The organism is Caulobacter sp. GW822-FHT07D08, from assembly GCF_058798735.1.
Window position 1 is genome coordinate 280,447 of sequence record NZ_JBXAKU010000007.1, and the last position, 25,141, is coordinate 305,587.

23 protein-coding genes are annotated in these 25,141 nt (G+C 67.7%); 13 read left to right on the forward strand and 10 right to left on the reverse strand.

From position 1 onward, the window contains the following. The first annotated feature begins 52 nt into the window (after positions 1-52). Entirely contained in the window at positions 53-481 is a 429-nt protein-coding gene (locus tag AC1RJ9_RS15570) for a VOC family protein (protein WP_492839561.1), read from the forward strand. A gap of 17 nt (positions 482-498) precedes the next feature. Here the strand turns inward: AC1RJ9_RS15570 and AC1RJ9_RS15575 are convergent, their stop codons facing one another. The 3 genes from AC1RJ9_RS15575 to AC1RJ9_RS15585 all read right to left on the reverse strand — a co-directional run bounded on the left by AC1RJ9_RS15575 (position 499) and on the right by AC1RJ9_RS15585 (position 3,211). After that, positions 499-843: a hypothetical protein gene (locus AC1RJ9_RS15575; protein ID WP_492839459.1), complete on the reverse strand. Its 345-nt coding sequence runs from the start codon at positions 841-843 to the stop codon at positions 499-501. 114 nt (positions 844-957) lie between these two features. After that, positions 958-1,602 carry a peptidoglycan L,D-endopeptidase MepK gene (gene mepK / locus AC1RJ9_RS15580; RefSeq protein WP_492839458.1) on the reverse strand — a complete coding sequence of 215 codons (645 nt, stop codon included), beginning with the start codon at positions 1,600-1,602 and terminating at the stop codon, positions 958-960. A 55-nt stretch (positions 1,603-1,657) separates the two neighbouring features. After that, a complete protein-coding gene (locus tag AC1RJ9_RS15585) occupies positions 1,658-3,211 on the reverse strand; it encodes a L,D-transpeptidase family protein (protein ID WP_492839457.1) in 1,554 nt (517 codons plus the stop codon). Between the two features lie 207 nt (positions 3,212-3,418). Here AC1RJ9_RS15585 and AC1RJ9_RS15590 point away from each other — a divergent pair, with 207 nt between their 5' ends. The 4 genes from AC1RJ9_RS15590 to AC1RJ9_RS15605 all read left to right on the forward strand — a co-directional run bounded on the left by AC1RJ9_RS15590 (position 3,419) and on the right by AC1RJ9_RS15605 (position 10,593). Next, positions 3,419-5,230 carry a glycoside hydrolase family 15 protein gene (locus tag AC1RJ9_RS15590; protein WP_492839560.1) on the forward strand — a complete coding sequence of 604 codons (1,812 nt, stop codon included), beginning with the start codon at positions 3,419-3,421 and terminating at the stop codon, positions 5,228-5,230. A 117-nt stretch (positions 5,231-5,347) separates the two neighbouring features. Continuing rightward, entirely contained in the window at positions 5,348-8,209 is a 2,862-nt protein-coding gene (locus tag AC1RJ9_RS15595; RefSeq protein WP_492839456.1) for a TonB-dependent receptor, read from the forward strand. A 117-nt stretch (positions 8,210-8,326) separates the two neighbouring features. Continuing rightward, positions 8,327-9,121, forward strand: coding sequence for a trehalose-phosphatase (otsB, locus tag AC1RJ9_RS15600; protein ID WP_492839455.1), 795 nt, complete (start codon positions 8,327-8,329; stop codon positions 9,119-9,121). After that, entirely contained in the window at positions 9,118-10,593 is a 1,476-nt protein-coding gene (locus tag AC1RJ9_RS15605) for an alpha,alpha-trehalose-phosphate synthase (UDP-forming) (RefSeq protein WP_492839454.1), read from the forward strand. Before otsB ends, AC1RJ9_RS15605 begins: the two co-directional genes overlap by 4 nt. 168 nt (positions 10,594-10,761) lie before the next feature. Here the strand turns inward: AC1RJ9_RS15605 and AC1RJ9_RS15610 are convergent, their stop codons facing one another. Continuing rightward, the gene (locus AC1RJ9_RS15610) at positions 10,762-11,127 is read right to left on the reverse strand and encodes a BlaI/MecI/CopY family transcriptional regulator (protein WP_492839453.1); all 366 of its coding nucleotides are present in this window, start codon (positions 11,125-11,127) and stop codon (positions 10,762-10,764) included. A gap of 222 nt (positions 11,128-11,349) precedes the next feature. Between AC1RJ9_RS15610 and AC1RJ9_RS15615 the strand changes: the two genes are divergently transcribed. The 3 genes from AC1RJ9_RS15615 to AC1RJ9_RS15625 all read left to right on the forward strand — a co-directional run bounded on the left by AC1RJ9_RS15615 (position 11,350) and on the right by AC1RJ9_RS15625 (position 14,826). Further along, entirely contained in the window at positions 11,350-12,174 is an 825-nt protein-coding gene (locus AC1RJ9_RS15615; protein ID WP_492839452.1) for a 2-keto-4-pentenoate hydratase, read from the forward strand. Positions 12,175-12,203: 29 nt separating this feature from the next. Further along, positions 12,204-13,478: an MFS transporter gene (locus tag AC1RJ9_RS15620; RefSeq protein WP_492839451.1), complete on the forward strand. Its 1,275-nt coding sequence runs from the start codon at positions 12,204-12,206 to the stop codon at positions 13,476-13,478. Between the two features lie 112 nt (positions 13,479-13,590). Further along, entirely contained in the window at positions 13,591-14,826 is a 1,236-nt protein-coding gene (locus AC1RJ9_RS15625) for a PQQ-dependent sugar dehydrogenase (protein ID WP_492839450.1), read from the forward strand. Between the two features lie 58 nt (positions 14,827-14,884). Here the strand turns inward: AC1RJ9_RS15625 and AC1RJ9_RS15630 are convergent, their stop codons facing one another. Further along, positions 14,885-16,651 (reverse strand): oleate hydratase, encoded by a 1,767-nt coding sequence (locus tag AC1RJ9_RS15630; protein WP_492839449.1) that lies wholly within the window; start codon positions 16,649-16,651, stop codon positions 14,885-14,887. Between the two features lie 313 nt (positions 16,652-16,964). On the opposite strand from AC1RJ9_RS15630, the gene AC1RJ9_RS15635 reads away from it, so the two are divergent. Together AC1RJ9_RS15635 and AC1RJ9_RS15640 are read left to right on the forward strand one after the other, a co-directional pair. Beyond that, entirely contained in the window at positions 16,965-18,512 is a 1,548-nt protein-coding gene (locus tag AC1RJ9_RS15635; RefSeq protein WP_492839448.1) for a tryptophan halogenase family protein, read from the forward strand. A 140-nt stretch (positions 18,513-18,652) separates the two neighbouring features. Next, complete coding sequence (locus tag AC1RJ9_RS15640) at positions 18,653-19,267, forward strand: GntR family transcriptional regulator (RefSeq protein ID WP_492839447.1); 615 nt, start codon at positions 18,653-18,655, stop codon at positions 19,265-19,267. Positions 19,268-19,329: 62 nt separating this feature from the next. Here AC1RJ9_RS15640 and AC1RJ9_RS15645 read toward each other — a convergent pair whose 3' ends face one another. The 4 genes from AC1RJ9_RS15645 to AC1RJ9_RS15660 all read right to left on the reverse strand — a co-directional run bounded on the left by AC1RJ9_RS15645 (position 19,330) and on the right by AC1RJ9_RS15660 (position 22,980). Further along, the gene (locus AC1RJ9_RS15645; RefSeq protein WP_492839446.1) at positions 19,330-20,025 is read right to left on the reverse strand and encodes a calcium-binding protein; all 696 of its coding nucleotides are present in this window, start codon (positions 20,023-20,025) and stop codon (positions 19,330-19,332) included. Positions 20,026-20,212: 187 nt separating this feature from the next. After that, positions 20,213-20,833 (reverse strand): hypothetical protein, encoded by a 621-nt coding sequence (locus tag AC1RJ9_RS15650; RefSeq protein ID WP_492839445.1) that lies wholly within the window; start codon positions 20,831-20,833, stop codon positions 20,213-20,215. A gap of 7 nt (positions 20,834-20,840) precedes the next feature. After that, positions 20,841-21,452 (reverse strand): hypothetical protein, encoded by a 612-nt coding sequence (locus AC1RJ9_RS15655; RefSeq protein ID WP_492839444.1) that lies wholly within the window; start codon positions 21,450-21,452, stop codon positions 20,841-20,843. A gap of 163 nt (positions 21,453-21,615) precedes the next feature. After that, a complete protein-coding gene (locus AC1RJ9_RS15660) occupies positions 21,616-22,980 on the reverse strand; it encodes a cation:proton antiporter (protein WP_492839443.1) in 1,365 nt (454 codons plus the stop codon). A gap of 206 nt (positions 22,981-23,186) precedes the next feature. Between AC1RJ9_RS15660 and AC1RJ9_RS15665 the strand changes: the two genes are divergently transcribed. After that, positions 23,187-23,444 (forward strand): type II toxin-antitoxin system Phd/YefM family antitoxin, encoded by a 258-nt coding sequence (locus tag AC1RJ9_RS15665; RefSeq protein ID WP_492839442.1) that lies wholly within the window; start codon positions 23,187-23,189, stop codon positions 23,442-23,444. Continuing rightward, positions 23,444-23,938 carry a PIN domain-containing protein gene (locus tag AC1RJ9_RS15670; RefSeq protein ID WP_492839441.1) on the forward strand — a complete coding sequence of 165 codons (495 nt, stop codon included), beginning with the start codon at positions 23,444-23,446 and terminating at the stop codon, positions 23,936-23,938. The genes AC1RJ9_RS15665 and AC1RJ9_RS15670 overlap by 1 nt, the downstream gene beginning before the upstream one ends. Positions 23,939-23,941: 3 nt before the next feature. Here the strand turns inward: AC1RJ9_RS15670 and AC1RJ9_RS15675 are convergent, their stop codons facing one another. Further along, entirely contained in the window at positions 23,942-24,688 is a 747-nt protein-coding gene (locus AC1RJ9_RS15675) for a hypothetical protein (protein ID WP_492839440.1), read from the reverse strand. A 224-nt stretch (positions 24,689-24,912) separates the two neighbouring features. Between AC1RJ9_RS15675 and AC1RJ9_RS15680 the strand changes: the two genes are divergently transcribed. Continuing rightward, positions 24,913-25,141 (forward strand): transposase (locus AC1RJ9_RS15680; RefSeq protein ID WP_492839439.1); only part of this gene is annotated, 229 nt, incomplete at its 3' end.

Sequence of the window (25,141 nt, forward strand, 5' to 3'; positions counted from 1 at the left end):
ACCCAGATGATATCCGAGGTCTTCGCGACACAAATGAACGGACTAGATGGTCATGGGAACGACACAACTGCATCGTGGCCGGCTCATCGATCACATCCAATTGGTCGTCCAAGATCTCAAGGCTAGTCGGGAATTCTACACGGCTGTTCTGAATGTTCTGGAGATTCCCGTCGTCGATAAGGCCGACGGTTATTTCTGGGCTGATGAGCTCGTCGTGTCCTCGCCAGAAAGCGCGGCGAGCCAGGGCGTCCTGACAGGCCGGCACCACCTGGCCTTTCAGGTCAAGGATCGCGCGACAGTCGACGCTTTCTATCGGGCGGCGCTGGCCCATGGCGCACGCGACAATGGCGCGCCGGGCGAGCGGACCTATCATCCGGGCTATTACGCCGCTTTCGTGCTCGATCCCGACGGCAACAACATCGAAGCCGTGCACCATGGCGAGGCGCGGCGCAGCGCGCCGTCGGTGGTGATCGACTTCTAAGGGTCTCGCGGAGGTCTCTAGCGCGTCCGCGAGGTCATGCCGGCCGCCGCCGCGTCGTCCGCCACCTGCGGGTCCAGGGTCGGCGCGGGGCCGGTCTGGCGTTCGGAGGGCGTGGCGGTCACGGGAGCGTCGACGACCGGGGCCGAGGTCTCGACCTTGTGCGGCGCGGGCTGGGAGGCGGTCGACTTGGCGGCCATGGCGGCCGCGGCCGCGTCATCGGCGGCGGTGCGCGTCTCGGACGGGCCGTCCTCGTAGCCGCCGTCGCTGGAGGTCAGGAACAGGATCGCGCCGAACGTCGCCAGGACGCCGATGATGAAGCCGAGGATCACCCAACCAAAGGGATTGCTGCGACGCTCACTCATCTGACTGGGATTCCCTGACGCCGATACCGCCGGCCAACATGCTCTAAACGCTTCAACTAGAGCTTGGTTACCCGTTTCGGCCCCCAGGTGAAAAGGGGCGGGCGAAAGATGGCGTCAGGTTCCGGACCACTTGCGGACCGGGCCGACATCGACGTGCACGAAGTTGCTGGTCGGATAATAGCCCACGCCGCCGCGCCCGAGCTCCAGGGCCGCCGCCCGTACGTAGCGCAGGTCGACGTCTTCCAGGAAGACGTCCATGGCCTTGCCGTCCATATGCAGGCTGCGCTTGGCGACCTCGCCGCTGCGTTTGGACAGCATCTTGTTGGTGGCCGGCGAGCGGTAGCCGGAGATGATCTGGAACGGCGACTTGCTCTGGGTCTTGGCCCGGATCTGGTCGAGGATGTCGTAGAGACCCGGAGCCATCGGATGGGTCTCGTCGTTGCGATAGTCGCGCAGCACCTTGTTCAGGGCCTGGACGGCGTCAGGAACGTACTCGCCGTTCTCCCAGTAGACCGCTTCCAGCTTCTCGTCGGTGTGGATGTTGCGCAGATGGACCCAGCGCGGCTCGACCACCGCCTTGGCGGCGAACGTCTCGACCGGCGTGGGTCGCAGGCCCACGGGCGGAACCGAAGCGGCCGGAGGGACTTTTCCTTCCAGGATCTGGCCGATGATATCGTCATCGGCGCGGGCGTCCGCGACCGGCAGCAGGCCGGCGCCGAGCACGCCGAGCCCCATTCGAAGCAGCTTACGTCGATCCATAGGTACGCCTTACCCGACACCAATGCCGGGAGGACATCCCAAAAATTTCAGGAAATCAAGCTGGGCCAGAACGAAGTGCGGCGATACGCTGCACCAGCTCGCGATCCCAGCCGTAGGGATCGTCGCGGAAGTTGACCTGCCCGTCCGGGGTCACATAGGCCGTCCAGTACAGCAGGAAGACCGCGATCTGCTGCGGCAGCTTGGCCCGCACGGTCTCGCCAGAGGCCAGGGTCGCGTCGATCTTTTCCGGCGTCCAGGTCATGTCGCCGGCCAGCAGCGCCTTGGCCAGCTCGATCGGCTTTTGCAAGCGCACGCAGCCGTGACTGGCCAGCCGGCTGAAGCTGTCGAACTTCGATCGGCTGGGCGTGTCGTGCAGATAGACTCCGTAGGGGTTGTTGAAGTCGAACTTCACCTGGCCCAGGGCCGCCTTGGGCCCGGCTTTCTGCTGCAGGCGCGAGCCGCCGTCGCCGGTCGGGATGACGATGAAGTCATTGCGGCGCAGATAGCCCGGACTCTTGCGCTCCTTGGGCCACAGCTCCTTGGAGGCGATCGAGGACGGCACGTTCCACGGCGGGTTCAGGACGATCGAATGGATCATCGACGAGAGCATCGGCGTCTCGTCGCCCGGACGACCGGTGACCGCGCGCATGGTCAGGGTCGGGGTGTCGTGACTGAACATCGACAGGATGGCGGCGGCGACGTTCACCTGGATCCGGTCGGCCGGCAACACCTGCGGCAGCCAGCGCCAGCGCTCCATGTTGGCGGTGATCTGATCCAGGCGACGTTCGACCGGGATGTTCAGGGCGACCAGCGTGGCCTTGTTGAGGGTCCCGGTCGGATTGAGGCCGAAGCGCTTCTGGGCGCGCTGCACGGCCTGGGTCAGGGCGGCGTCGAAGATCGGCGCCGCGTCGACCGCGATCGTCGGGTCCTCGACGGCCAGGCGGGCTTCCAGCGCGACCACCCGCGGCCCGGTCGCGCCTTCCTTCAGCTCAGGACCGGCGACCAGCGGCGCCCAGCCGCCCTTGGCGGCGATGTCGCGATAGGTGACCAGGCCCTTCTGCAGGGTCTGGTAGCCGGTATAGGGCGGCGGCAGCGTCCCCAGCCACGCGGCCAGGCGGTCCTGCTGGACGGCGGCGTAGAATTCGGGCGCGGGATCATAGGCGGCGGGACGCAGGCCCCACTCATTCTTGAAGCCGCTGACCGGCAGGCGCCCCGAGCGCACGGCGCGGGCATAGGCCAGGGTCAGGCTTACCAACTGCGCTTGGCCAGCGATGCGGGCCATCGCGTCGCGCGACTGCAGCTGGGCGATCGCCTGGTCCGGCGAAAAGGCGCCCGGCTCGAAGCCGTGCAGATAGGCGTCGCCCAGCACCTGGCGCAGCAGGTCGATCTGCTCGGGCCGCAACTCGACGCTGGAATAGTCCGGCTGGATCACCGGCGTCCGGGGAGCCTGGACTTGCGGGACGGCCTGCGGGGCCATTTGCGGGGCGCGGCCACCGGCCAAGGGCGGGCGCTGCGACTGGGCTATCAAAGGTTGAGCTTGGGCCGCCTCCAGGGACAGCAGCATTGTCGCCGCCGCCAGGACGCCGCAGGATCTCGAAACTCGCATCACCGTCGAACAGCCCGCCCGCGCACTCGCGGCCCAGCCGCATTAAGGTTTCCAGATGGCCGGCGTCGGCCCTCCGCGTCAACGAAGGTAGCGCGAAAGGCGAGCCTTCCCCCCATCTCCTGAAGACGTTTTCCGACAACAGGAACCCGCAAGCCACACCGTCGGTTTCATTCATAATGGGGCGCGCCGGATAACCGGCCGATAATGGCGATGGACAAGGCTTTGCATCAGAAGACTCTCGACCTCTATCCGATCGGCAATTGCGCCGTCAGCGCATTGATCGACACCCACGGCCGCTTCGTCTGGGGCTGCGCCCCGCGCGTCGATTCCGATCCCGTGTTCAGCGCCCTGCTCGACGACACCGATATCGAGGGCGCCGACGCCAAGGGCGTCTGGGACGTGCAGGTCGAACGCCGGGCCGAGACCCGCCAGGGCTATCTGCGCAACACGCCGATCCTGCGCACCGAGATCGCCGACGAGGACGGAGCGCGGTTCGAGATCCTCGACTTCGCCCCCCGCTACCAGCAGTTCGGCCGCGCCTTCCGCCCCACCGCCTTTATCCGTCTGATCCGGCCGATCATCGGGGTGGCGCGCATCACCCTGCGCCTGCGGCCCACCGCCGGCTGGGGCGCCAAGGTGGCCGAGCACACCTCGGGCTCGAACCACATCCGCTATCTGTGCTCGGACATGACCCTGCGCCTGAGCACCGACGCGCCGGTCTCGCATATCCTGGAGGAGCGCACGTTCCGGCTGGAGCGGCCGATCGCCATGTATCTGGGCGCCGACGAGGGTTTCGACGCCCCGATCGGCGCGACGTGCGAGCGGATGCTGCGCGAGACCGACAACTACTGGAAACAGTGGGTCCGCGGCCTGGCCATCCCGCTGGACTGGCAGACCGCGGTGATCCGCGCCGCCATCACCCTGAAGCTCTGCATGCACGAGGAGACGGGCGCGATCGTCGCGGCCCTGACCACATCGATCCCCGAGCACGCCGACAGCGGCCGCAACTGGGACTACCGCTACTGCTGGCTGCGCGACGCCTATTACGTGGTCCAGGCCCTGAATCGGCTGGGCGCGGTCGACATCCTGGAGAACTATCTGGGCTATCTGCGCAACATCGTCGATCGGGCCGGCGGCGGCCACATCCAGCCGCTGTTCGGGGTGGGCTTCGAGGAGGTGCTGACCGAGCGCTTCGCCCCCGATCTGCCCGGCTATCGCGGCATGGGCCCGGTCCGCGTCGGCAACCAGGCCTATGAGCACATCCAGAACGACGTCTACGGCCAGATCGTCCTGTCGACGGTCCAGGCCTTCTTCGACGAGCGCCTGCTGCGGCCGGCCACGGTCGAGGATTTCGAGGCGCTGGAGCCGGTCGGCGAGCGGGCCTTCCAGCTGCACGACCAGCCCGACGCCAGCCTGTGGGAGTTCCGGGGTCGGGCCAATGTCCACACCTATTCCTCGGCCATGTGCTGGGCGGCCTGCGACCGCCTGGGCAACGCCGCCGAGAAGCTGGGACTGACCGACAAGGCAGTCCTGTGGAACGGCCGCGCCGCCCAGGTGCGCAAGGTCATCGAGGACCGCGCCTGGAACGACAAGCTGGGCCGCTTCGCCGCCACCTTCGAGGGCGACGAGCTGGACGCGTCCCTCCTCCAACTCGTGGACCTGCGCTTCCACAAGCCCGACGACCCGCGCAACGTCGCCACGCTGCAAGCGATCGAGGACGGCCTGCGGCGCGGGGCCTATCTGCTGCGCTACGCCATCCCCGACGATTTCGGCTCGCCGCAGACGGCGTTCAACATCTGCACTTTCTGGCTGATCGAAGCCCTGCACCTGTCCGGCCGTTCGGACGAGGCGCGCGCGTTGTTCGAGGACATGCTGTCGCGCCGCACGAGCGCGGGCCTGCTCTCCGAGGACATCGGCTTCGCGGACGGGGAGTTGTGGGGCAACTACCCGCAGACCTATTCCCTGGTCGGCCTGATCAATTGCGCGGTGCTGCTAAGCCGGCCCTGGACATCGGTGCGGTAGACCTCGAAGACCTTTCAGGTGCGCGATATTGCGGCGCGGGAAGATTCTGAAATCCTCGTGTCACATCGTGCGGGCAACGGCGACGTTGGGACGCTCGAAAATCGGAGAAGCTCTTTGGTGAGCCGCAAACTGGCCTTGGCCGGCGTCCCCCTGCTGGGCATCTGGGGCTGTGTCGCGACGAGCGCCTACGCCCAGGCGACCAAGCCCGCTGTCCCGGCCTCCGCCGAGCAGGCCCCCAGGCCCGCCGCGGAGAAACCGGTCACGCCCGATGACCTCGACACCGAGGTCGAGGCCATCACCATCACCGCCAGCGGCAAGCCCTATGGCGCGGTGATGGGCGACATCCCGCCGGAAGAGACCTTCAGCGCCGCCGACGTGCGTTCGTTCGGGGTCTCGTCGATCACCGACCTGCTGACCGAACTGACGCCCCAGACCACCAGCGGCCTTGGCGGCGATCCGGTCGTGCTGCTGAACGGCCGCCGCATCTCCGGCATGGGCGAGATCCGCGACATCCCGACCGAGGCCATCCAGCGCGTCGAGATCCTGCCCGAGGAAGTGGCCCTGAAGTACGGCTACTCGGCTGACCAGAAGGTCGTGAACGTGGTGCTGCGCCAGCGCTTCCGCGCCGCCACGGTCGAGGGCCAGGTCGGCGGCTCCACGGCCGGCGGCCAGCTGAGCGAAATGGCCAACTACAGCCGCCTGCGGCTTAGCCGCGACGGCCGCACCAACATCGCGGTCAAGATCCAGAACAGCGACCGGCTGCTGGAAAGCGACCGCGACCTGATCAGCCGCAACGACAGCGGCCTCTATGACCTGATCGGTAATATCGGCCCCGCCCTGCCCGGCGCGACGCAGATCGACCCGGCGTTCAGCGCCCTGGTCGGAACGCCCGTCACCGTGGCCGGCGTCCCGGGCTCGGCGGCCAGCGGTCGCCCGGCCCTGTCGGCCTTCGCGCCCAATGTCGCCAACACCAGCGACCTCTCCGACAGCCGCACCCTGCTGCCCGAGAACCAGCAGCTGAGCATCAACAGCGTCACCAACCGCTACATCCTCGACCGCGTTTCGGCGACCCTGAACCTGGGGCTGACCGCCTCGCGGAACAATTCGCTGCTGGGCCCGGCGCGGGCGCGCTTGCTGATCCCCGGCGGCGACCCGTTCTCGCCGTTCAGCCAGACCGTGGCGCTCTATCGCTATCTGGGCGAGCTAGCCCCGCTGGAGCAGACCAGCCGCAACCTCGCGGGCCACGCCGGCTTCACCCTGACCAAGGACACGGAAGACCTGCGCCTGTCGCTGACCGGCGCCTACGACCACGCGATCAGCAAGACCCAGACCGACCGGAGCGTCGACCTGGCCGGCGTCCAGACCCGCCTGACGGCGCTGGATCCGACCCTGAACCCGTTCGCGCCGCTGTCGGGCCTGTCCCTGACGCGGGACCGCGCCCGCTCGACCACCGACACGGCCGACCTGCAGTTCGTGGCCAACGGCGCCCTGGCCAAGTTCAAGGCCGGGGATCTGTCGACCACCTTCAAGCTGGGCGTCAGCGGCACGAAGCTGGACGCCAGGTCGTTCCGGGGCGGCGTCGAGGCCGACAGCGACCAGTCGCGCGGCGATCTCAACACCCAGGTCAGCTTCGACCTGCCGCTGGCCAGCCGCCGCAAGGGGGTGCGGGCCGGGATCGGCGACCTGTCGGCCAACCTGAACCTGGCCGCCCGCCATGTCTCGGACTTCGGGACCCTGACCACCATCGGCGGCGGCCTGAACTGGTCGCCGCTTAAGCCGGTCAGCTTCATCGTCTCGGCAACCCGTCAGGAGAACGCCCCCAGCATCGCCCAGTTGGGCAATCCGCTGGTCACCACGCCGGACGCGCGGGTGTTCGACTATGTGCGCGGCGCGACCGTCGATGTCACCCGCGTCAGCGGCGGCAATCCGAACCTGCGGGCCGAGGAGCGCAACGTCCTGAAGTTCGGCGTCAATTTCCGGCCGGAGAAGATCCAGGGCCTGACCCTGAACGCCAACTACACCCGCATCCGCATCGACAATCCGGTCGCCGGCTTCCCGGCCGCGACGGGGGCGGTCGAGGCGGCCTTCCCCGATCGCTTCACGCGCGACGCCGACGGCGATCTGACCCGCATCGACAGCCGACCGGTCAACTTCGCCAAGCGCGAGAGCGAGCAGATCCGCTGGGGCCTGAACTTCTCCCGTCAGATCGGCAAGACTCCCCCGCCGCCTCCGGGCGGATGGCGCGGGCGCCAGGGCGTCGGCGGTCAGCGGCAGGACGGCGCGAGCATCCCTGGCGGCGAGCCGGGCCGCGCGCCGCGGCCCGGCGATCAGGCCCAGAACCCGCAGAGCCAGCCCGCCCAGACCGGCGAGGAGCCGCCGCGTCCGAACTTCGGCGACCGCGGCGGCGGCGGCGAGGGTCCCCGTTTCGCCGGCGGTGGCGGACGCGGTGGCGGCGGCTTCGGCGGTAGAGGCGGCGGCGGCAATCCCCGCGCCACGCGGCTGCAGCTGGCCCTCTTCCACACCCTCCACCTGCGCGAGCGGGTCATGATCGCCGATGGCGTTCCGGCGCTCGATCTGCTGGACGGCGACGTCCTGGGCTCGGGCGGCGGCCAGCCGCGCCACGAGGTCGAGGCCCAGGCGGGGATCACCCGCTATGGCCTGGGCGCGCGCGTCTCGGCCAACTGGCAGAGCGCCACCCATGTCCGCGCCGGCCTCGGCGGAGCGTCGACCGACCTCGACTTCTCGGACCTGGCGACGATCAACCTGCGCCTGTTCGCCGATCTGGGCGTGCGGCGCGAACTGGTCCAGGCCCATCCGATCCTGCGGGGCATGCGCCTGACCTTCTCGGTCAACAACCTGTTCGACCAGCAGCAGACCGTGCGCGACGCCACCGGCGCGGTCCCGCTGACCTACCAGCCGGACTACCTGGACCCGCGCGGCCGGGTGGTGTCGTTCAACGTCCGTAAGCTGCTGTTCTAGTCACGTCCAAGTTCGAGGCCTCCGCGCAAAATCCCGTCAGCTTCACCGCCTCGCGGGATCGAACCGTGCCGTTCGGCGTTCTTGGCGGATGTTGCTTATTGATGAGGGGGTTCTCGCATGACCGCGGCTCAAACGGTCTCGCGCCTGGAATCTGTCGATCTCGCGCCCCCACCCGTCGAGTTGCCGCGCCGTTCGGCGCTGTTTCTCGACCTCGACGGCACGCTGGCGCCGATCATGCCGCGTCCCGACGATGTGGGTCCTGATCCGCGCCGCGCGCGGGTGCTGGCGCGCCTGCGCGACGCGTTGGAAGACCGCGTGGCCGTGGTCAGCGGCCGGGCCCTGACCAATCTCGACTACATCCTGGACGGCGCCGTTCCGGCGATCGGCGCCGTGCATGGCCTGGTGCGCCGCAGCGCGGACGGCCAGATGATCGAGCGCGAGCCCCACGCGGGCCTTGCCGACGCCCGCCGCATCCTGGTCGAGCTGGCACACTGCGAGCGCGGCCTGTTGTTCGAGGACAAGGGCCTGTCGGTCGCCCTGCACTACCGCAGCGCCCCCGGCTGCGCGGAGGCGGTGATCGAGGCCGCCGAACGCCTCTCGCAATCCACCGGCCTCGTCCTGCAGCTGGGCGACATGGTCGCCGAGCTGCGCACGCCCGGCGCCGACAAGGGCGCGGCCGTGACCGCCTTCCTGCGCGAGGCCCCGTTCCTGGGCGCGACGCCCGTGTTCGTCGGCGACGACCTGACCGACGAGGACGGCTTCTCCGCCGCCAACCGGCTGGGCGGCTTCGGCGTCCTGGTCGGCGAGCCCCGCCCGACCGAGGCGCGCTATCGCCTGCCCGACACCGAGGCGGTCTTCCGCTGGCTGGAGGGCCTCAGCGCGCCCCAGAGTGTCCTTGGGGTCCCGGCATGAGCCGGCTGATCGTCGTCTCCAACCGCGTCAATCCGCCGAATCCGGCGGAAGGCGGCGAAGGCAGCGTCGGGGGCCTGGCCATGGCCCTGGCCGCGGCCCTGCGGGAATATTCCGGAATCTGGTTCGGCTGGAGCGGCAAGACCATCCCGGAGTTCACCGGCCAGCTGAACATGCAGCGGATCGAGGGCGTCACCGTCGCCACCGTCGATCTCGAGGAAACCGACTACCAAGAATACTACAACGGCTACGCCAACAAGACTCTGTGGCCGCTGTTCCACTACCGCGTCGACCTGACCGCCTATGACCGCTCGTTCGGCGAGGGCTATGACCGGGTCAACAAGCGCTTCGCCGAGACCCTGCTGCCGCTGATCGAGCCGGACGACATCGTCTGGGTCCACGACTACCACCTGATCCCGGTCGCCCGCGAGCTGCGGCGGATGGGCGTGACCAACCGGATCGGCTTCTTCCTGCACATCCCCTGGCCGGCCCATCAGCTGGTCACCACCCTGCCCCGCCACAAGGCGCTGGTGGAAGCGCTGTTCCACTACGACCTGATCGGCTTCCAGACCGAGGAGTCGCTGCAGGCCTTCGAGGGCTACGTGTTCTCGGAAGTGAGCGGCCGCAAGAACGAGCGCGGCGAGCTGGTCGCGTTCGGCCAGCGCACCTGCGCCGCCGCCTTCCCGATCGGCGTCGACGCGGCGGACTTCGCCCAGATCGTCCAGGGCGAGAACGCGCGCAAGGTCTACGACCGGATGATGGCCCACAGCGTTTTCCGCAAGATGATCGTCGGCGTCGATCGACTCGATTATTCCAAGGGCCTGGAAGAGCGGCTGATCGGCTTCGAGCGTTTCCTGGCGGACCATCCGGACATGGTGCGCGACGTCATGCTGCTGCAGATCGCTCCGATCTCGCGCGACGAGGTCGAGGCCTATCAGGACCTGCGCGCGCGGCTGGACGGCCTGATCGGCCGGATCAACGGCGCCTATGCCGAGATGGACTTCACGCCGATCCGCTACGTCAACCGCTCCTACCGCCGCGACGAGCTGGCCGGGATCTATCGCGCCAGCCGCGCGGCCCTGGTCACGCCCCTGCGCGACGGCATGAACCTGGTCGCCAAGGAATATGTCGCCGCCCAGAACCCCGACGATCCCGGCGTGCTGATCCTGTCGCGCTTCGCCGGCGCGGCCCGGCAGATGAAGGACGCCCTGATCATCAACCCCAACAGCCCGGAGGAGATCTCCGACGCGCTGGAGCGGGCCCTGTCCATGGAGCTGCCCGAACGCCGGCGGCGCTGGCAGGCGCTGTTCGACAATGTCAGCCGCGAGGACGTCACCGCCTGGCGCGACGACTTCGTCACCGCCTTGCGCGCGCGGCCCGGGCCGGATGGCGACGAACCGGTGAAAGTGCGGACGCTGGATGTCGCGGCCAAGGCGCTGAAGGCCGGGCCTGAAGCCAAGGCGATGCGGGCTTAGGCGTTAGGTCTTCGCGCTCATCCCAAAAACCGATCTCCCCGGCGAAGGCCGGGGCCCAGATTCAGCCTGAGCGGTTTGGGATGATCCGAGATACGCCCCATTTGCCTATCGAGCGCTCGTGGGTTCGATCTGGGCCCCGGCCTTCGCCGGGGAAACGGAGTTTGGACGCTACTTCTCCGCCATCCCGTCGATCAGCTTCTTGAGCTTCTCCACCTCATCGGCCCGCAGCGGGCGGTGCTGGGCGAAGTGGCTGATCAGCGGGGCCAGCTGGCCTTCGAACAGGCGGTCCAGCAGGCCCTGGCTCTCGGAGTGGACATAGGCGCTGCGGTCGATCAGCGGGCGGTAGCCGTGCTTGCCATCGGCGCGCTCGGACTTGATCGCCTTCTTTTTCAGCAGGCGGTTGATCAGCGTCTTGACCGTGGCCTCGCCCCACTGCTGGGACGCGCCGACCTCGGCCACCAGATCGTCGGCCGACATCGGCTGGCGGCGCCAGAGGGCTTCCATGACATGCGCTTCGGCGGCGGTGATGTGCATGACACTTACATCCGTAATTCATCGGGGACGCTATACCCGCTATTACGCGTGTCAAGCCGCGTCTGGTTCATCGCCTGTCGATGGCCGCGAGCAGAGTCTGGCCGCGCCGGCCGCTTACGGCTCATTGTCAATGACACCGGTTTCCACTAGAGACTCCCCAAACCTGTGACCATGGCCCGCCAAGCGGGACCTGTGCTGAATATTCGAGGGAGGATTAGCGGCGTGACCGTTTCTGAGGCCGACAGCGAGGTTTTCGCCCCCGCGGCCATTGCTCCCCAATTCGTCAAGGCCCGTCAGGAGGGCGTCAGCGTCCCCGGCTATCCCGGCGGCGTGATTCCCGCGACCATGGCCGAAGGCTACGCCGTTCAGGATCTGGCCATCGCCGCCTGGCCGGACGAACTGGTCGGCTGGAAGGTCGGCCTGGTGCCGCCGCAGCATCGCGAGCGCCTGGGCGTCGACCGCCTGGCCGGCTGTATCTTCAAGTCCAAGGTCCAGGACGCCTCGACCGACGGCCAGCCCAATAAATTCCGCGCCATCGAAGGCGGCTTCTGCGCCGTCGAGGCCGAGTTCATCGTCCGCCTGGGTCAGGACGCCCCGGCCGACAAGACCGAGTGGACCGCCGAAGAGGCGGCCGACTATGTCGGCGAACTGCTGGTCGGCGTCGAGATCGCCGGCAGCCCGCTGGCCACCATCAACGCGCTGGGCCCGACGGTCGTGGCGTCTGACTTCGGCAATAACGATGGTCAGATCATTGGTCAGGCCATTTCCAACTGGCGCGACATCGCCTGGGAGGATATGCCGGTCGAGACCTTCCTCAACGGCAAGTCGCTGGGCAAGGCCACGGCCGCGACCATCCCGGGCTCTCCGCTGGCCGCCCTGGCCTTCCTGCTCGGAACCGTCGCCGCGCGCGGCAAGCCGCTGAAGAAGGGCATGATCGTCACCACCGGCGCCACCACGGGCATTCACGACGTGGTCGCCGGCGATGTCGCCCATGTGAGCTTCGGCCCGTACGGAACCGTGGACTGCGTCGCCGTCCCGGCCAAATAAGAAGACCATAAGGGGAAGGACGCGTGTCCATGGACTTTTCGAAAGCGCCCGCCCCGTCCGAGAAGATCGGACGGTACCGTTGGGTGATCGTCAGCCTGCTGTTCGCGGCGATGGTCATCAACTACGTCGATCGCCAGACGATCGGCCTGCTGAAAGCGGACCTGTCGAAGGAATTCGGCTGGGACGAGACCCACTACGCCGACCTCGTGTTCTATTTCCAGATGGCGTACGCGATCGCGTACCTGGCCTGGGGCAAGATCATGGACAAGATCGGGGCTCGCTGGGGCTTCGGCGTCGCGTTCGCGATCTGGCAGATCGCCCACATCGCCCACGCGGCGGCGGCCGGCTTCGGCGGTTTCGTGGCCGCGCGCATGGGCCTGGGCATCGGTGAGGCCGGCGGCTTCCCCGGCGGCATCAAGGCCGTGGCCGAGTGGTTCCCCAAGAAGGAGCGCGCCTTCGCCACCGGCCTGTTCAACGCCGGCACCAATATCGGCGCCATCGTCACGCCCCTGGTCGTGCCGGGCATCGTGCTGGCCTTCGGCTGGCAGATGGCCTTCATCGTCACCGGCGTCGCCGGCCTGGTCTGGCTGCCGATCTGGCTGCTGGTCTATCGCACCCCGCGCGAGCAGAAGCGCCTGGGCGCGGCCGAACTGGCCTATATCGAGCAGGATCCGGCCGACCCCGTCGAGAAGATCGGCTGGACCAAGCTGCTGACCAAGAGGGAAACCTGGGCCTTCGCCCTGGGCAAATTCCTGATCGACCCGATCTGGTGGATGTTCCTGTTCTGGCTGCCGGACTTCCTGGGCAAGCGCTACGGCCTGGACCTGAAGTCGTTCGGCCCGCCGCTGATCGCCATCTATCTGCTGAGCGACGTCGGTTCGGTCGCCGGCGGCTGGATGTCCTCGACCCTGATGAAGAACGGCGCCAGCATCAACAAGGCCCGCAAGCTGACCATGCTGGTCTGCGCCCTGCTGGCCGTGCCGGTGATGTTCGCCGCCAAGGCCGACAGCGTCTGGCTGGCCGTGCTGATCATCGGCGTCGCCACCGCCGCCCACCAGGGCTTCTCGGCCAACCTCTACACCCTGCCGTCGGACGTGTTCCCGCGCGCCGCGGTCGGCTCGGTCGTCGGCATCGGCGGCATGCTGGGCGCCTTCGGGGGCATGGTCTTCTCGAAGTATATCGGCAAGGTCCTGGACCAGATCGGCAGCTACACCCCGATCTTCATCGTCGCCGGCAGCGCCTATCTGATCGCCCTGCTGGTCATCCACCTGCTGACGCCCAAGATGGAGCCGGTGAAGATCTGACCGGTCGACACCGCACTGGATAACGAAGGCCGGGGAGCAATCCCCGGCCTTTTCCATGGGACACGCCATCCCCGGTAGCCCCCGCCGCGAAAACCCGCTTAACCTGCCGGCCATGCGCGCTTCCCTGATCACCGCCTCCGCCGCCCTCGCCGCCGCCCTGGCCGCCTGTGGTCCCGCTCCCGCCCAGCCTCAAGCCGGGGCGCCCGTCGAGAGCCGCCCGGCCAATGCGCCCGATCAGAAACCGGCCTTCGCGGGCCAGACCCGCGCGCCGGGCCTGAACTCGAACACGATCGGCCAGTACACGACCCTGGCCAGCGGCCTCTCCCACCCGTGGGGCATGGCCTTCCTGCCCACCGGCGACATCCTGCTGACCGAGCGGGCCGGCCGCCTGCGCATCTTCGGCAAGGACGGCAAGCTCTCGCCGGCCGTAGAGGGCCTGCCGGCGGTGTTCGCGCAGGGCCAGGGCGGCCTGCTGGGCGTGGCGCTGGATCCCGCCTACGCCCAGAACGGCCTGGTCTATTGGGCTTACGCCGAAGCAGACGGCGGCGTGAACGGCACGGCCGTGGCGCGCGGCAAGCTCGTCTTAAGCGCCCCTGGGGGCCCCGCTCCCAGGCTGGAGAACGTCCAGGTCCTGTGGCGCCAGGCGCCGAAGATGGACAGCGCCCTGCACTTCGGCGGCCGCCTGGTCTTCGCCAAGGACGGCACGCTGTTCATCACCACCGGCGAGCGCTCGATCCTGGAGGGCCGCGTCCAGGCCCAGCATCTGGACGCCACCCTGGGCAAGGTTGTCCGCATCAACGCCGACGGCTCGATCCCCAAGGACAACCCCTTCGTCGGCAAGGCCGGCGCCAAGCCGGAGATCTGGTCGCTGGGCCACCGCAACCTGCAGGCCGCCGCCCTCGACCCCAGCGGCAAGCTGTGGACCGTCGAGCACGGCGCGCGCGGCGGCGACGAGCTTAACCATCCCGAGGCCGGCAAGAACTACGGCTGGGCCGCCATCACCTATGGCGAGGAATATTCCGGCAAGCCGATCGGCGATGGCCTCACGTCGAAGACCGGGATGGAGCAGCCGGTCTACTACTGGGATCCGGTGATCGCCCCCTCGGGCATGGCCTTCTATGAGGCCAGCCTGTTCCCGGCCCTGAAAGGCAGCGTGCTGATCGGCTCGCTGCGGGAAAAGCACGTCGACCGCCTGGTCCTCAAGGACGGCAAGGTCGTCGGCGAGGAGCGCCTGTTCACCGACATCGGCGCCCGCGTCCGCGACGTCGCGGTCGGCCCGGACGGCGCCATCTACGTCCTGACCGACGAGGAAGACGGCAAGCTGATCAAGGTGACGCCGAAGGGGTGAGGCGTCGCCCGGTCCGCCATGGGCTGGCGTCCCGGGCGATGCGAAGGATCGCGCCTGACTACTCCGGGATCAGGTGGGCGTCGCGCAGCAGGTCGCCGACCTCGGTGGCGTCGATCTTGCTGAGCAGCAGCTCGCGTAGGAACGCCGGCCCCGGCACGTCGAAGGGCTTGCCGTCGCGAACATGCCCCATCGCGGCGAGCAGCTTGCGCACGTCATAGGTCGAGTTGAAGACCTCCGGGACGCCCCGCTCGACATTCAGCAGCGTATAGACCGCCTCCATCGGCGTACGGACGGAATACTCCGTGGTGAAGATGCAGTCGCGTTCGCCGGACTCGGCGAACTGGCCGATGAAGGCGAAATTGACCGCGCCCTTGGGCACGACGTCCGGCCTGTCCCCCGCCTGGCGCGGCATGAAGAAGGCGGTGATGTAGGGCATCATCACCGGCACGGCCTTGGCGCCCGTCGCGGCCAGCTCGGCGATCTCCTCGACCGGAACGCCCATGTGGTAGAGCCACTCCTGGGTGATCTCCTCGCCCGTGCAGTCCTGCATCGGCTTCTTGACGAAGTCGCCGGGCTTGTCGACGAACAGCGAATAGACCCAGACGATGACCTGGTCCTTCGGCTGCTGCCGGAAATGCGGCTGGCGGCTGACCGTCCAGCTCATCAGCCAGCTGGAGTCCTTGACGGTGACGATGCCGCCGGTGACCACCGTGCCGCTGAACGGGTCGCGCTTGGCGACCTTCTGGATGTAGGGCGGAATTCGCGCGTCCAGGGTGGTGATCGTCGCCGACTCCCACTTGGTCTCGGGAATATGCGCGCCGAAGACGTCGGGCCGCCCGAACACCGGATCCTTCGCCGCGATGTTGCGCCAGAGGTCCCAGGCGGGCGCGGGCCCCTCGTTGAGCTTCGCGGGCGTATGGTGGTCGCCGTTGTCGGAGTTCTCGGTCAGCGATCCGATGGTCATGAACACCAGATCGTCGGGACCCAGATCGACGCCGCCGTCGACGCCGTCCTGCCGCCAGTGGATGCGCGTGGCCTGCTTGCGTTCGGCGGTGATGTCGAAGTCGACATCGGTGACCTCGACGCCGTAGCGGAAAGTGACGCCGCGATCGGTCAACCACTTGTACAGCGGCAGCACCAGCGACTCGTACTGGTTGCGGCGCGTGAACTTCAGGGCGCTGAAGTCGGCCAGGCCGCCGATATGGTGGATGAAGCGATGGACGTAGAGCTTCATCTCCAGCGCCGAGTGCCATTCCTCGAAGGCGAACATGGTGCGCCAGTAGAGCCAGAAGTTGCTCTTCAGGAAGTCCTCGCCGACCACTTCGTTGATCCGCTTGTTCTCCATCTCCTCGCGGGTCGCCAGGAAGAGCGAGATCAGGTCCTTCTGGGCCTTGCCGTTCAGGGTCAGGCGTTCCACGTCCTCGATGGGCTCACCCCGGTTCTGGGTCGCCCTTTGCAGGGAGAAGTTCGGGTCGTCCTTGTCCAGCCAGTAGAACTCGTCGAGCACGCTGGCGTCCTCGACCTCGAGCGACGGGATCGAGCGGTAGAGATCCCAGAGACATTCGAAATGCTCTTCCATTTCGCGGCCGCCGCGGATCACGAAGCCCTTTTCGGGATCCTTGATACCGTCCAGGGCGCCGCCCGGAAGCGCCAGCCGTTCGAGGATGGTGATCTTCTCGCCCGACATGTGTCCGTCCCGGATCAGAAAGGCCGCCCCGGCCAGGCTGGCCAGCCCCGAGCCGACGAAGAACGCCGTCTTGTTCTCCACGCCCGCTGGTTTGCGGGGCCGGGCGAAGGCTTCGTAATTTCCGCTGCTGTAGTACATGGCGAGTTCCTTTTCGAACGCTGGAAGCTCAGGGGACACTTGGGAGGGCACGGCGCATCGCTCGCGGCCAAACCGGCGAAACAGCCGGCCGCGATCTGGCCTGTCCGGGCGCGCGGGTCGGTCATGGGATCATGTCGGGACGCGCGCCGGTGGAGTGTCCTAATGGATGAGTGTGCTCATCCATTGAGTGTGATCACCCCGCCAGGAGGCCACAATCGGGGTTATCCCGTAGGGCGAACCGCCGATGCTGGATGACACCAGCGCGTTCCGTCGAACTTCCCTCCCCCGCCCCGAACTCTGCTATCAATCCGCCATGCGGCGCAGGCGAAGCATCCTCATCGTGGGCGGCGGGACGGCGGGGTGGCTGACGGCAGCCTACCTGGCCAAGGCCCTGCGCGTGGCCGAGCAGGACGACCTGACGATCACCCTGCTGGAATCGCCCGACATCGGCATCGTCGGCGTCGGCGAGGCCACCTTCCCCACCATCCGCAACACCCTGCGGTTCCTGGGCGTCGACGAGGCCCGGTTCATTCGCGAGACCTCGGCGACGTTCAAGCAGGGCATCCGCTTCGTCGACTGGGCGGAGACGCCGGCGGACGGTCGCCATCACAGCTTCTTCCACCCGTTCGAGGCGCCGTTCTCGACCGAGGGAGCTTCGCTGGCGCCCTACTGGCTGCTGCAGGACAAGGCCGGCCGCGCGCCGTTCGCCGAGGCGGTGACCATCCAGGCCCGCGTCGCCGACGCGGCCCGCGCGCCCAAGCGGCCGCACGAGAGCGATTTCGCCGGACCGCTGAACTACGCCTACCACTTCGACGCCGCCAAGCTGGCCCAGGTGCTGGCCGAGCGGGCCGGCGAGCTGGGCGTGCGCCACCTGCGGGGAAACCTGTCCGAGACGATCCTGGACGAGACGGGAGCCATCGCGCGCGTCGTCAGTCCCGAGCACGGCGACCTGACGGCCGACCTCTATGTCGACTGCTCGGGCTTCCGGGCCGAGCTGATCGGCAAGGCCCTGGGCTCGCCGTTCAAGTCGGCCAGGCCGATCCTGTTCGCCGACCGGGCGCTGGCCTGCCACACGCCCTATGACCGCCCGGACGCGCCGATCCAGAGCTACACCATCGCCACCGCCCACGAGGCCGGCTGGACCTGGGACATCGGCCTGGCGGGCGGGCGCGGCGTCGGCTGCGTCTATTCCAGCGACCACATGGACGACGCCCGCGCCGAGGCGGTGCTGCGCGACTATCTGGGCGGGGTCGAGGCGGAGACGCGCAAGATCAGCTTCGACGCCGGCTATCGCCAGAAGCAGTGGATCGGCAACTGCGTCGCGGTGGGCCTGTCGGCCGGCTTCCTGGAGCCGCTGGAGTCCACCGGCGTGGTGCTGATCGAGGCGGCCGTGGCGATGATCGCCGAGCTCTTCCCGCGCAACGGCCCGGTCAGCGCCCCGGCCCGCCGCTTCAACGAGCTGATGGCCGCGCGCTACGACAACATCATCGTGTTCCTCAAGCTGCACTACGCCCTGAGCCGCCGCCAGGAGCCGTTCTGGCGCCAGAACACCGATCCGGCCTCGATCCCCGAGCGGCTAGCCGAGCTCCTGGAGCAGTGGCGCTATCGCCCGCCGGCGCGGTTCGACTTCATCCTGGATCTCGAGACCTTCGCCTTCTTCAACTACCAGTACATCCTGTACGGCATGGGCTTCAAAACCGACCTGGCCGCCGGCGCGGGCGAGTTCCCGGACGTGGCCGGCGCGGCCAAGCTGTTCGCCAAGATCCGCGGCTTCGCCGATCGCGCGACCCAGGACCTGCCCAGCCACCGCGACCTGATCGCGCGGATCAATGCATCGGGGTTCGAGACCGAGCCCGCCTGATTGAATTAAATCTAAGATTGTATTTTTACCTCATCGCCCATAGACTTCATACAGCCTGTGGTCGTGCTTCGAACGACCGATGCGCGGATGGTGGAGAGTGCAGCTTGGTTCCATCCCGATCGGCCGCGGAAACGCGGAGCGTGCCGCCAGGCTCCACGGGCGCGGACGCTCACCTCGCCTATGTCTTCCTGCGGCAGGCCTTGATGGACGGGCGGGTGCGTCCGGGCGCCCGCCTCAACCCGGACCTGCTGGCCGATCCGCTGCGGGTCAGCCGGACCCCGATCCGCGAGGCGCTGATCCGCCTTGAGGCCGAGGGCCTTATCGCCGCGCGCCGCTATCACGGCTTCTTCGCCAAGATGCTGGACGCCAAGGAGCTCGACGACCTGTACGACGTCGTGAAGGTCGTCTTCGTGCAGGCCCTGGCCGGGCGGAGCCTGATCTCCCGCCGTGTCGAGGATCACGACGCCCCGGAGGTCGAGCATCTGATCCGCGCGGCCAGCACCGCGCTGGGCAATGCCGAGGCGACGGTGATCGCCGACCGTTTCCTGGTCCGCACCCATTTCGTCCGGTCGATCCATCTGGAGCGGCGGCCCCGATTCATTCCCCATGGCCTGCGGCCCGTCGCGCGCGGCGGCGAATGGGCCAGTGAGCGCGTCTCGCGCCGCCTGACCCGGCTCCTGACGGTGGAACGCCGGCGCCTGCCGGACCTGGTCCGGATCGCCAACGCGCGGGCGTCGGCGTCCGAGCTGCCCTGAACGGACGGCGGGAAAGGAAAGGAGCGGCGCGCCGCCCCCTTCCCCTGGTCTGTCGGAAACCTCTAGACCAGAAGGTAGAAGTTGCCGTCGTTCGGCACGATCGCCACCAGGTCAGTACCGGCGATCAGCGCGTCCGTGACGCCGATCACCTCGATGAAACCCTGGCCTTGGGTGAAGAAGTCCTCGACCGTGACGTAGGAATTGAACTGATTGTCGTTGACGAAGTCCGCCACGTTGCTCAGCAGCAGATCATCACCGGACCGGGCGACCGCGAGGCTGGCCAGGTTCGTGTTCACCAGATCGATGAAGTCGTTGGCGCCGCCGCCGGAGCCCGGCGTCCAGGTCGCCGACATGTCGTCGTTGATGATGTCGCCGCGGCCGTCGTCGACGAGCGCGACGAGGTAGGTGTCATCGCCCGTCCCACCGGCCATCCGGTCGTTGTTGCCGGAGTCGCCGGCCAGTTGGTCGTTGCCGGCGCCGCCGATCAGCAGGTCCGTGCCGGAGCCGCCGAACATCACATCATCGCCGGTTCCGCCCAGCAGCGCGTCATCGCCCGCCTGGGCGATGAGAAGGTCGTCACCGGCCCCGCCATCGAGCGTCGAGCCGATATAGGCGCCGCCGATCAGGCCCTTGTTGCCGCCGATGATGGTGTCGTTGCCCCCGAGCCCGGACAGGCTGTGTCCGGTCTCGTTGAAGGCCAGACCGTGGGAACTCCAGTCAATGGTGTTGTCGTTCGCATCGCCAAACCAGCTCGCCATACTTCCCTCCAGCACTAGAATATATTCCGCGATCTTCTTGACTTCCGCCACAAGATCGGCCCGGTCACATCGATATGCTCGACTCCAGGTAGAAATATCTAGACATACGAAGACTACGGCGGCCAGCCCGAGGAAAAGTATATTCTCTCAAGGCTAAAAATCTTATTTCTCGTTTACGCTATATTTGTCAGGCCCGAATGTCGCTGAGGCGCGCGCGTCCATTGAAGAAGTTGGAGAACCCGTTGGCCGCCCCCCACTCCATGAGCCCTAAGGTGGGCTTGTTGTTGGCCTGCCGGGCGCCCCAGACCTCCTGGGTCTCGGCCGTGTCCAGGCTGGCGAACGCCCCGCCCGTCGCCTTCAAGATTTGTTCGGCGCGCCATTTGGCCAGTTCGGGGCCCTTCATGCCGGGCGGATGCTCCCCGTCGATCTGGGTCGCGCCCGGACCGCTCATCACGCCACTGTTGTAGACCGTGGCGATCACCTCGCCGTTCTTGGTGACCTGGCCATAAGGCTGGTCGTTCTGGGCGGCGGCGGCGTCCTTTGCGGCATTACCCCAGCCTTCCAGCATCTCGTGCCAGGCCTTGGCGCGCGCCTCCATCTCCGGCCGCTGCTGCTCCAGCAGCGCCATGCGCGCCTGGATCTCGCCGCTGGTCAGCGGCGCCACGCTCAGGGGGGGCTTGGGGGCGAGCTTCGGCCTTTCGGTCGGCGCCGCATCCGGTTCCAGGGTGAAGGCCGAAGCCGGCGACGCCGCCGCCTGGGTCGGGGGCGCGTAGACCGACTGCTGGGACGAAACCGCATTGATCGACATGGGAAGGTCAGGCTCGGATATCGTGCGCGCGTTCGTTGTAGACGTCCGCGAATCCGTTGGCCGCGCCCCAATCCATGAGCTTCATGATCGGCGCGTTCTTGGCCTGCCGGGCGACCCAGGCGTCCTGGGTCTCGGCCGTGTCCAGGCCGACGAACGTCCCGCCCGTCGCCTTCGAGATTTGCTCGGCGCGCCACTGGGCCAAGTCTGGACCGGTCATGCCGGGCGGCTGGTTCCAATCGATCTGGGTAGAGCCCGGGCCGCTCATCGCACCGCTGTTGTAGACCGTGGCGACGACCTCGCCGTTCCTGGTGACCTGGCCGTAGGGCTGGTCGTTCCGGGCGGCGACCTGGCTCTTCACGTAGTCGACATACCCATCGACCTGCGATCGCCAAGCCTTTGAGCGGGCCTCCATCTCAGGCCGGACCGCCTCCCAACGAGCGTGCAGCGCCTCCACGTCGAGGCTCGACATCGCCACCACCCCGAGCGGTTTGGTGACGGGCCTCGCCGTCCCCGCCGGCGTCACGTCAGGTTCGAGGGTGAGGGCCGGGGCCGACGACGACTCCGCCTGGGTCGGGGGCGTGTAGACGGACTGCTGGGACGAAACCGCATTGATCGACATGGGGGCTCCTGCGGGTAAACGGGGCGACTTCGCAGGAAGCAGCAGCAAGCGTCGTGCCAGACGCTTGCCGCCTCTTTTCAATCACTTAGCAGACCAAAACTCGCGAGAAACGCTACTTTCGGCAAATGCTGCCGACTAAAGGTTGCACAACTCCCGATCGAGATCAGGCCCGCGCGGCGTCCGGCAGAGCCTCCAGTTCGCCGCTCTCGCGAGCCTTGCGGCCGTAGACGGCCTCGAACAGTGGGGTGGCCATCACGGTGGTGACGATCGCCATCAGCACCAGCATGGCGAACAGGGTCGGACCGATGACGCCCTTCTGCAGGCCGATATTGATGATGATCAGCTCCATCAGGCCGCGCGAGTTCATCAGGGCGCCGATGCCCATGGCCGTGCTGTGCTGCTCGCCCGACAGACGGGCGGCGACGTAGCAGGCCACGCCCTTGGCCAGGATCGAGGCCGCCAGCACGCCCACCGCGATCAGCAGCAGGGTCGGCGAATTGACCATGTCCAGGCGCGTGTTCAGGCCCGAATAGGTGAAGAACATCGGCAGCAGCAGCACGACGGCGACCGGCTCGACTTTCTTCTTCAGTTCCTCGACGAACAGGCCGCGCGGCATGACCGCGCCCAGCATGAAGCCGCCGAAGATGGCGTGGATGCCGACGGCGTCCATCAGAAAGGCCGACAGGCAGAACAGCATCAGGGTGATGGCCATGACCGTCGGGGTCATCTCGCCGGCCTTGTCGACCATGCGGCCCAGCGGGGCCAGCAGCTTGCGGCCGAAGACGGTCAGGAACAGGGCGTAGGTCACGCCGCCGCCGATCGCCAGCACCGCCACCCCCGGCCCGCCGCCGAACGTCGCCAGCACGATGGCCAGCACGCACCAAGAGCAGGCGTCGTCGAAGGCCCCGGCCGTCAGGGACAGGGTGCCCAGCGAGGTGTTCTGCAGGCCGCGCTCGTTGATGATCCGGGCCAGCATCGGGAAGGCGGTCAGGGCGATGCAGGCGCCCATGAACAGCGTGGCGTTGGCGACGCTGATGGTGGGCGCGAACAGGCCCGGGACCTTCAGCAGCAACGGGGTGATGGCCCAGGCCACCAGGAACGGCGTGACGATCCCGGCCAGCGACACGCTGAACGCGCTCCTGACCTTGGCCCGGAAATGCTCGACCTTGAAGGTCGTGCCGACCAGGAACATGTACAGCCCCACGCCCAGCTGCGAGCCGACATAGAGGATGTTCTTGGTTTCCTTGGGAAACAGGGCCAGCTGGAAGTCGGGAAACAGCAGGCCCAGCAGAGACGGGCCCAGGACCACGCCGGCGATCATCTCGCCCACCACCTGCGGCTGGGCCAGGAACTTCTGCCCCAGCCAGCCGACCACCCGGCAGGCCAGCAGGATCACGGCCAGTTGCAGGAAGAAGTGCACCGAAAAGTCGCCCGGCGCGTAGCTGTGAGCGGCGGCCTTGGCGGCCGGACCGTGCGGCGACAGGACGTCGGCCAAGGTGGCGAGCGTGCTCGCGAGGATGTCTGACACGTCTAGTCGCCCCCGAAATGGATCGTCTTGGCTTTGCGCCTTGACCCCATGCAAGGCGAAGATCGGCGCGGAGCGCAATCCGGAACCCACGTTTTTGACACGGCTGTCAGTCGATTGTTTTCGTTGCCCATTTTTTGTTGCTGGAACGCCACTATGTAGTAACGTGCCTACAGACAGCCTTGTCATTTTCGAGCGGTAGGCGAGCGATGAAGGTCCTGACGAGCCGCGAATTCAACCAGGATGTCAGCCAGGCCAAGCGCGCGGCGCGACTCGAGCCGGTGTTCGTCACCGATCGCGGCCGCCCCACCCACGTGCTGATGAGCGTCGAGACCTATCGCCGGCTGACCGGCCAGACCGAGACCATCGTCGACCTGCTGGCCATGCCCGGCCTGGCGCCGGTCGACCCGCCGCGCTCGACCGAGACCTGGAGCCGCCAGACCTGGGACGGGAAGGACGGCGACTGATGCATCTGCTGGACACCGACGTCGTCTTCGAGCTGCGCAACGCCAAGGCCGGCGCCGCCGCTCCGGGCCTGGCCGCCTGGGCCGGCGCGGCGTCGCGCTCCAGCCTGTTCATCTCGGCCCTCACCCTGCTGGAACTGGAGACCGCGACGGTCCGCGCCGAGCGCAAGGACAAGGTCCAGGGTTCGCGACTGCGCGAATGGCTGGACAGCCGCGTCCTCCCCGCCTTCGACGGCCGCGTGCTGGCGATCGACGCCGCCGTGGTCCGCCGCCGGGCTCACGTGCCGCTGACCGACAGCCGCGACGCCCTGCTGGCCGCCACGGCCCTCGAACACGGCCTGACCCTGGCCACCCGCGACGCGGCGGCCTTCGCCAGGGTTCCCCGGCTGAAGCTGTTCAATCCCTGGGGCTACAAACCCGAGGAACAGGAAGAAGACTGGGGCGAAGCCGCCAAGGCCGGCGCCCAGTGGCTGCGCAACATCTTCGTCCGGGGCTGAGGCTTAACGGACGCCCGCCACGTCCGTCGCCGCGGCGACGCGCACCGTCATCGAGAACGGCGCGAGCGGCGCGTCGACGCGCGGCGTCGGGGCCGGCGGCTCGGCCGCGACCAGCACCGGAACGGGCTCGGCAGCGACCAGCACCGGCGGCGGCGCGGGCTTGGCGACCACGGACACCAGGCGGTCTCCCTTGCAGGTCCCGGCGTTGTAGAGCCCCTTCAGATAGCCGCGCCGCACGAAGCCGGCCTTGATGGCGTCGCGGACCATCTGGTCGTGGCGCTCGGCCCCGGTCAGGCGGCGAACCCAGCCGCGCATCGGGATGACGTCGGTGATCGTGCTGGCGACAACCCCCAGGACCGGCCTGGCCATGCCGCCCTGCCCGCTCTCGGCGTCATCGCCGCGATCATCGTAGTCGTCGCCCAGCACCGCGTCGAACCGGTCGATCTCGGCCTTCAGCGGCGCGCAGCCGGGAGCCGGCGGGGCATAGGGATCGGTCTGGGCCATCTTGAGCAGGTCGGGGATCTCGGAGCGCACGAGATTGATGTCGCGCAAGGGCGCGGCGACGGCCGAGCCGAGGCTGTCGGTATTGGCCTCGGCGGAGGTCTTAGGCATTTCCTGGGGCGCCGTCTGCCGCTCGCCGGCCAGAGCGGTATCCGCCGCTCCTGCCCCAAGGCACAGCGCCAGCAAGGCCACGCCGCATCGGCGCGCCGCGCCGACCGTTCGGGTGGATCCGAGGACTGGCGACGTCATGTCCATGAGCTCGCACGATTAAACCACGCCCCATCAACCCGGGAATCGCCCCGGCCGTTCCGCGGGGCGCGCGAACGTGATCGGCGGAGGCATGAGCGCCATGGCGGCGCGGCGCCAGACCGGACGTCGGCAACCGGACCTGTTCAGAGTCAGCGATGGGTGGAGGCTGTGTGAAAACGTCGATTTAGGCTATGATTCTCGGAGGTTAATCTCCGGGGGCTTAGATGAAGCGCTTCGTTGAGAGTGAAGATCGCCGGCAGGGTGTCCTGCTTCCCGAATATCTCGAAGACTACGTGTCGGAGAACAATCCGGTCCGGGTGATCGACGTCTTTGTCGATGAACTGGATCTGGGTCAGTTGGGCTTCGAGGGTGTCGTGCCCGAGGCGACGGGGCGGCCTGGCTATCATCCCGGGGTGATGCTGAAGATCTACGTCTACGGCTATATCAACCAGG

Bases quoted from the DNA above. Each gene is read 5' to 3' on its own strand.
- AC1RJ9_RS15570 (WP_492839561.1), top strand. From the start codon at position 53: ATGGGAACGACACAACTGCATCGTGGCCGGCTCATCGATCACATCCAA.
- AC1RJ9_RS15575 (WP_492839459.1), bottom strand. From the start codon at position 843: ATGAGTGAGCGTCGCAGCAATCCCTTTGGTTGGGTGATCCTCGGCTTC.
- mepK (WP_492839458.1), bottom strand. From the start codon at position 1,602: ATGGATCGACGTAAGCTGCTTCGAATGGGGCTCGGCGTGCTCGGCGCC.
- AC1RJ9_RS15590 (WP_492839560.1), top strand. From the start codon at position 3,419: ATGGACAAGGCTTTGCATCAGAAGACTCTCGACCTCTATCCGATCGGC.
- otsB (WP_492839455.1), top strand. From the start codon at position 8,327: ATGACCGCGGCTCAAACGGTCTCGCGCCTGGAATCTGTCGATCTCGCG.
- AC1RJ9_RS15605 (WP_492839454.1), top strand. From the start codon at position 9,118: ATGAGCCGGCTGATCGTCGTCTCCAACCGCGTCAATCCGCCGAATCCG.
- AC1RJ9_RS15610 (WP_492839453.1), bottom strand. From the start codon at position 11,127: ATGCACATCACCGCCGCCGAAGCGCATGTCATGGAAGCCCTCTGGCGC.
- AC1RJ9_RS15620 (WP_492839451.1), top strand. From the start codon at position 12,204: ATGGACTTTTCGAAAGCGCCCGCCCCGTCCGAGAAGATCGGACGGTAC.
- AC1RJ9_RS15625 (WP_492839450.1), top strand. From the start codon at position 13,591: ATGCGCGCTTCCCTGATCACCGCCTCCGCCGCCCTCGCCGCCGCCCTG.
- AC1RJ9_RS15630 (WP_492839449.1), bottom strand. From the start codon at position 16,651: ATGTACTACAGCAGCGGAAATTACGAAGCCTTCGCCCGGCCCCGCAAA.
- AC1RJ9_RS15635 (WP_492839448.1), top strand. From the start codon at position 16,965: ATGCGGCGCAGGCGAAGCATCCTCATCGTGGGCGGCGGGACGGCGGGG.
- AC1RJ9_RS15645 (WP_492839446.1), bottom strand. From the start codon at position 20,025: ATGGCGAGCTGGTTTGGCGATGCGAACGACAACACCATTGACTGGAGT.
- AC1RJ9_RS15650 (WP_492839445.1), bottom strand. From the start codon at position 20,833: ATGTCGATCAATGCGGTTTCGTCCCAGCAGTCGGTCTACGCGCCCCCG.
- AC1RJ9_RS15655 (WP_492839444.1), bottom strand. From the start codon at position 21,452: ATGTCGATCAATGCGGTTTCGTCCCAGCAGTCCGTCTACACGCCCCCG.
- AC1RJ9_RS15665 (WP_492839442.1), top strand. From the start codon at position 23,187: ATGAAGGTCCTGACGAGCCGCGAATTCAACCAGGATGTCAGCCAGGCC.
- AC1RJ9_RS15670 (WP_492839441.1), top strand. From the start codon at position 23,444: ATGCATCTGCTGGACACCGACGTCGTCTTCGAGCTGCGCAACGCCAAG.
- AC1RJ9_RS15675 (WP_492839440.1), bottom strand. From the start codon at position 24,688: ATGACGTCGCCAGTCCTCGGATCCACCCGAACGGTCGGCGCGGCGCGC.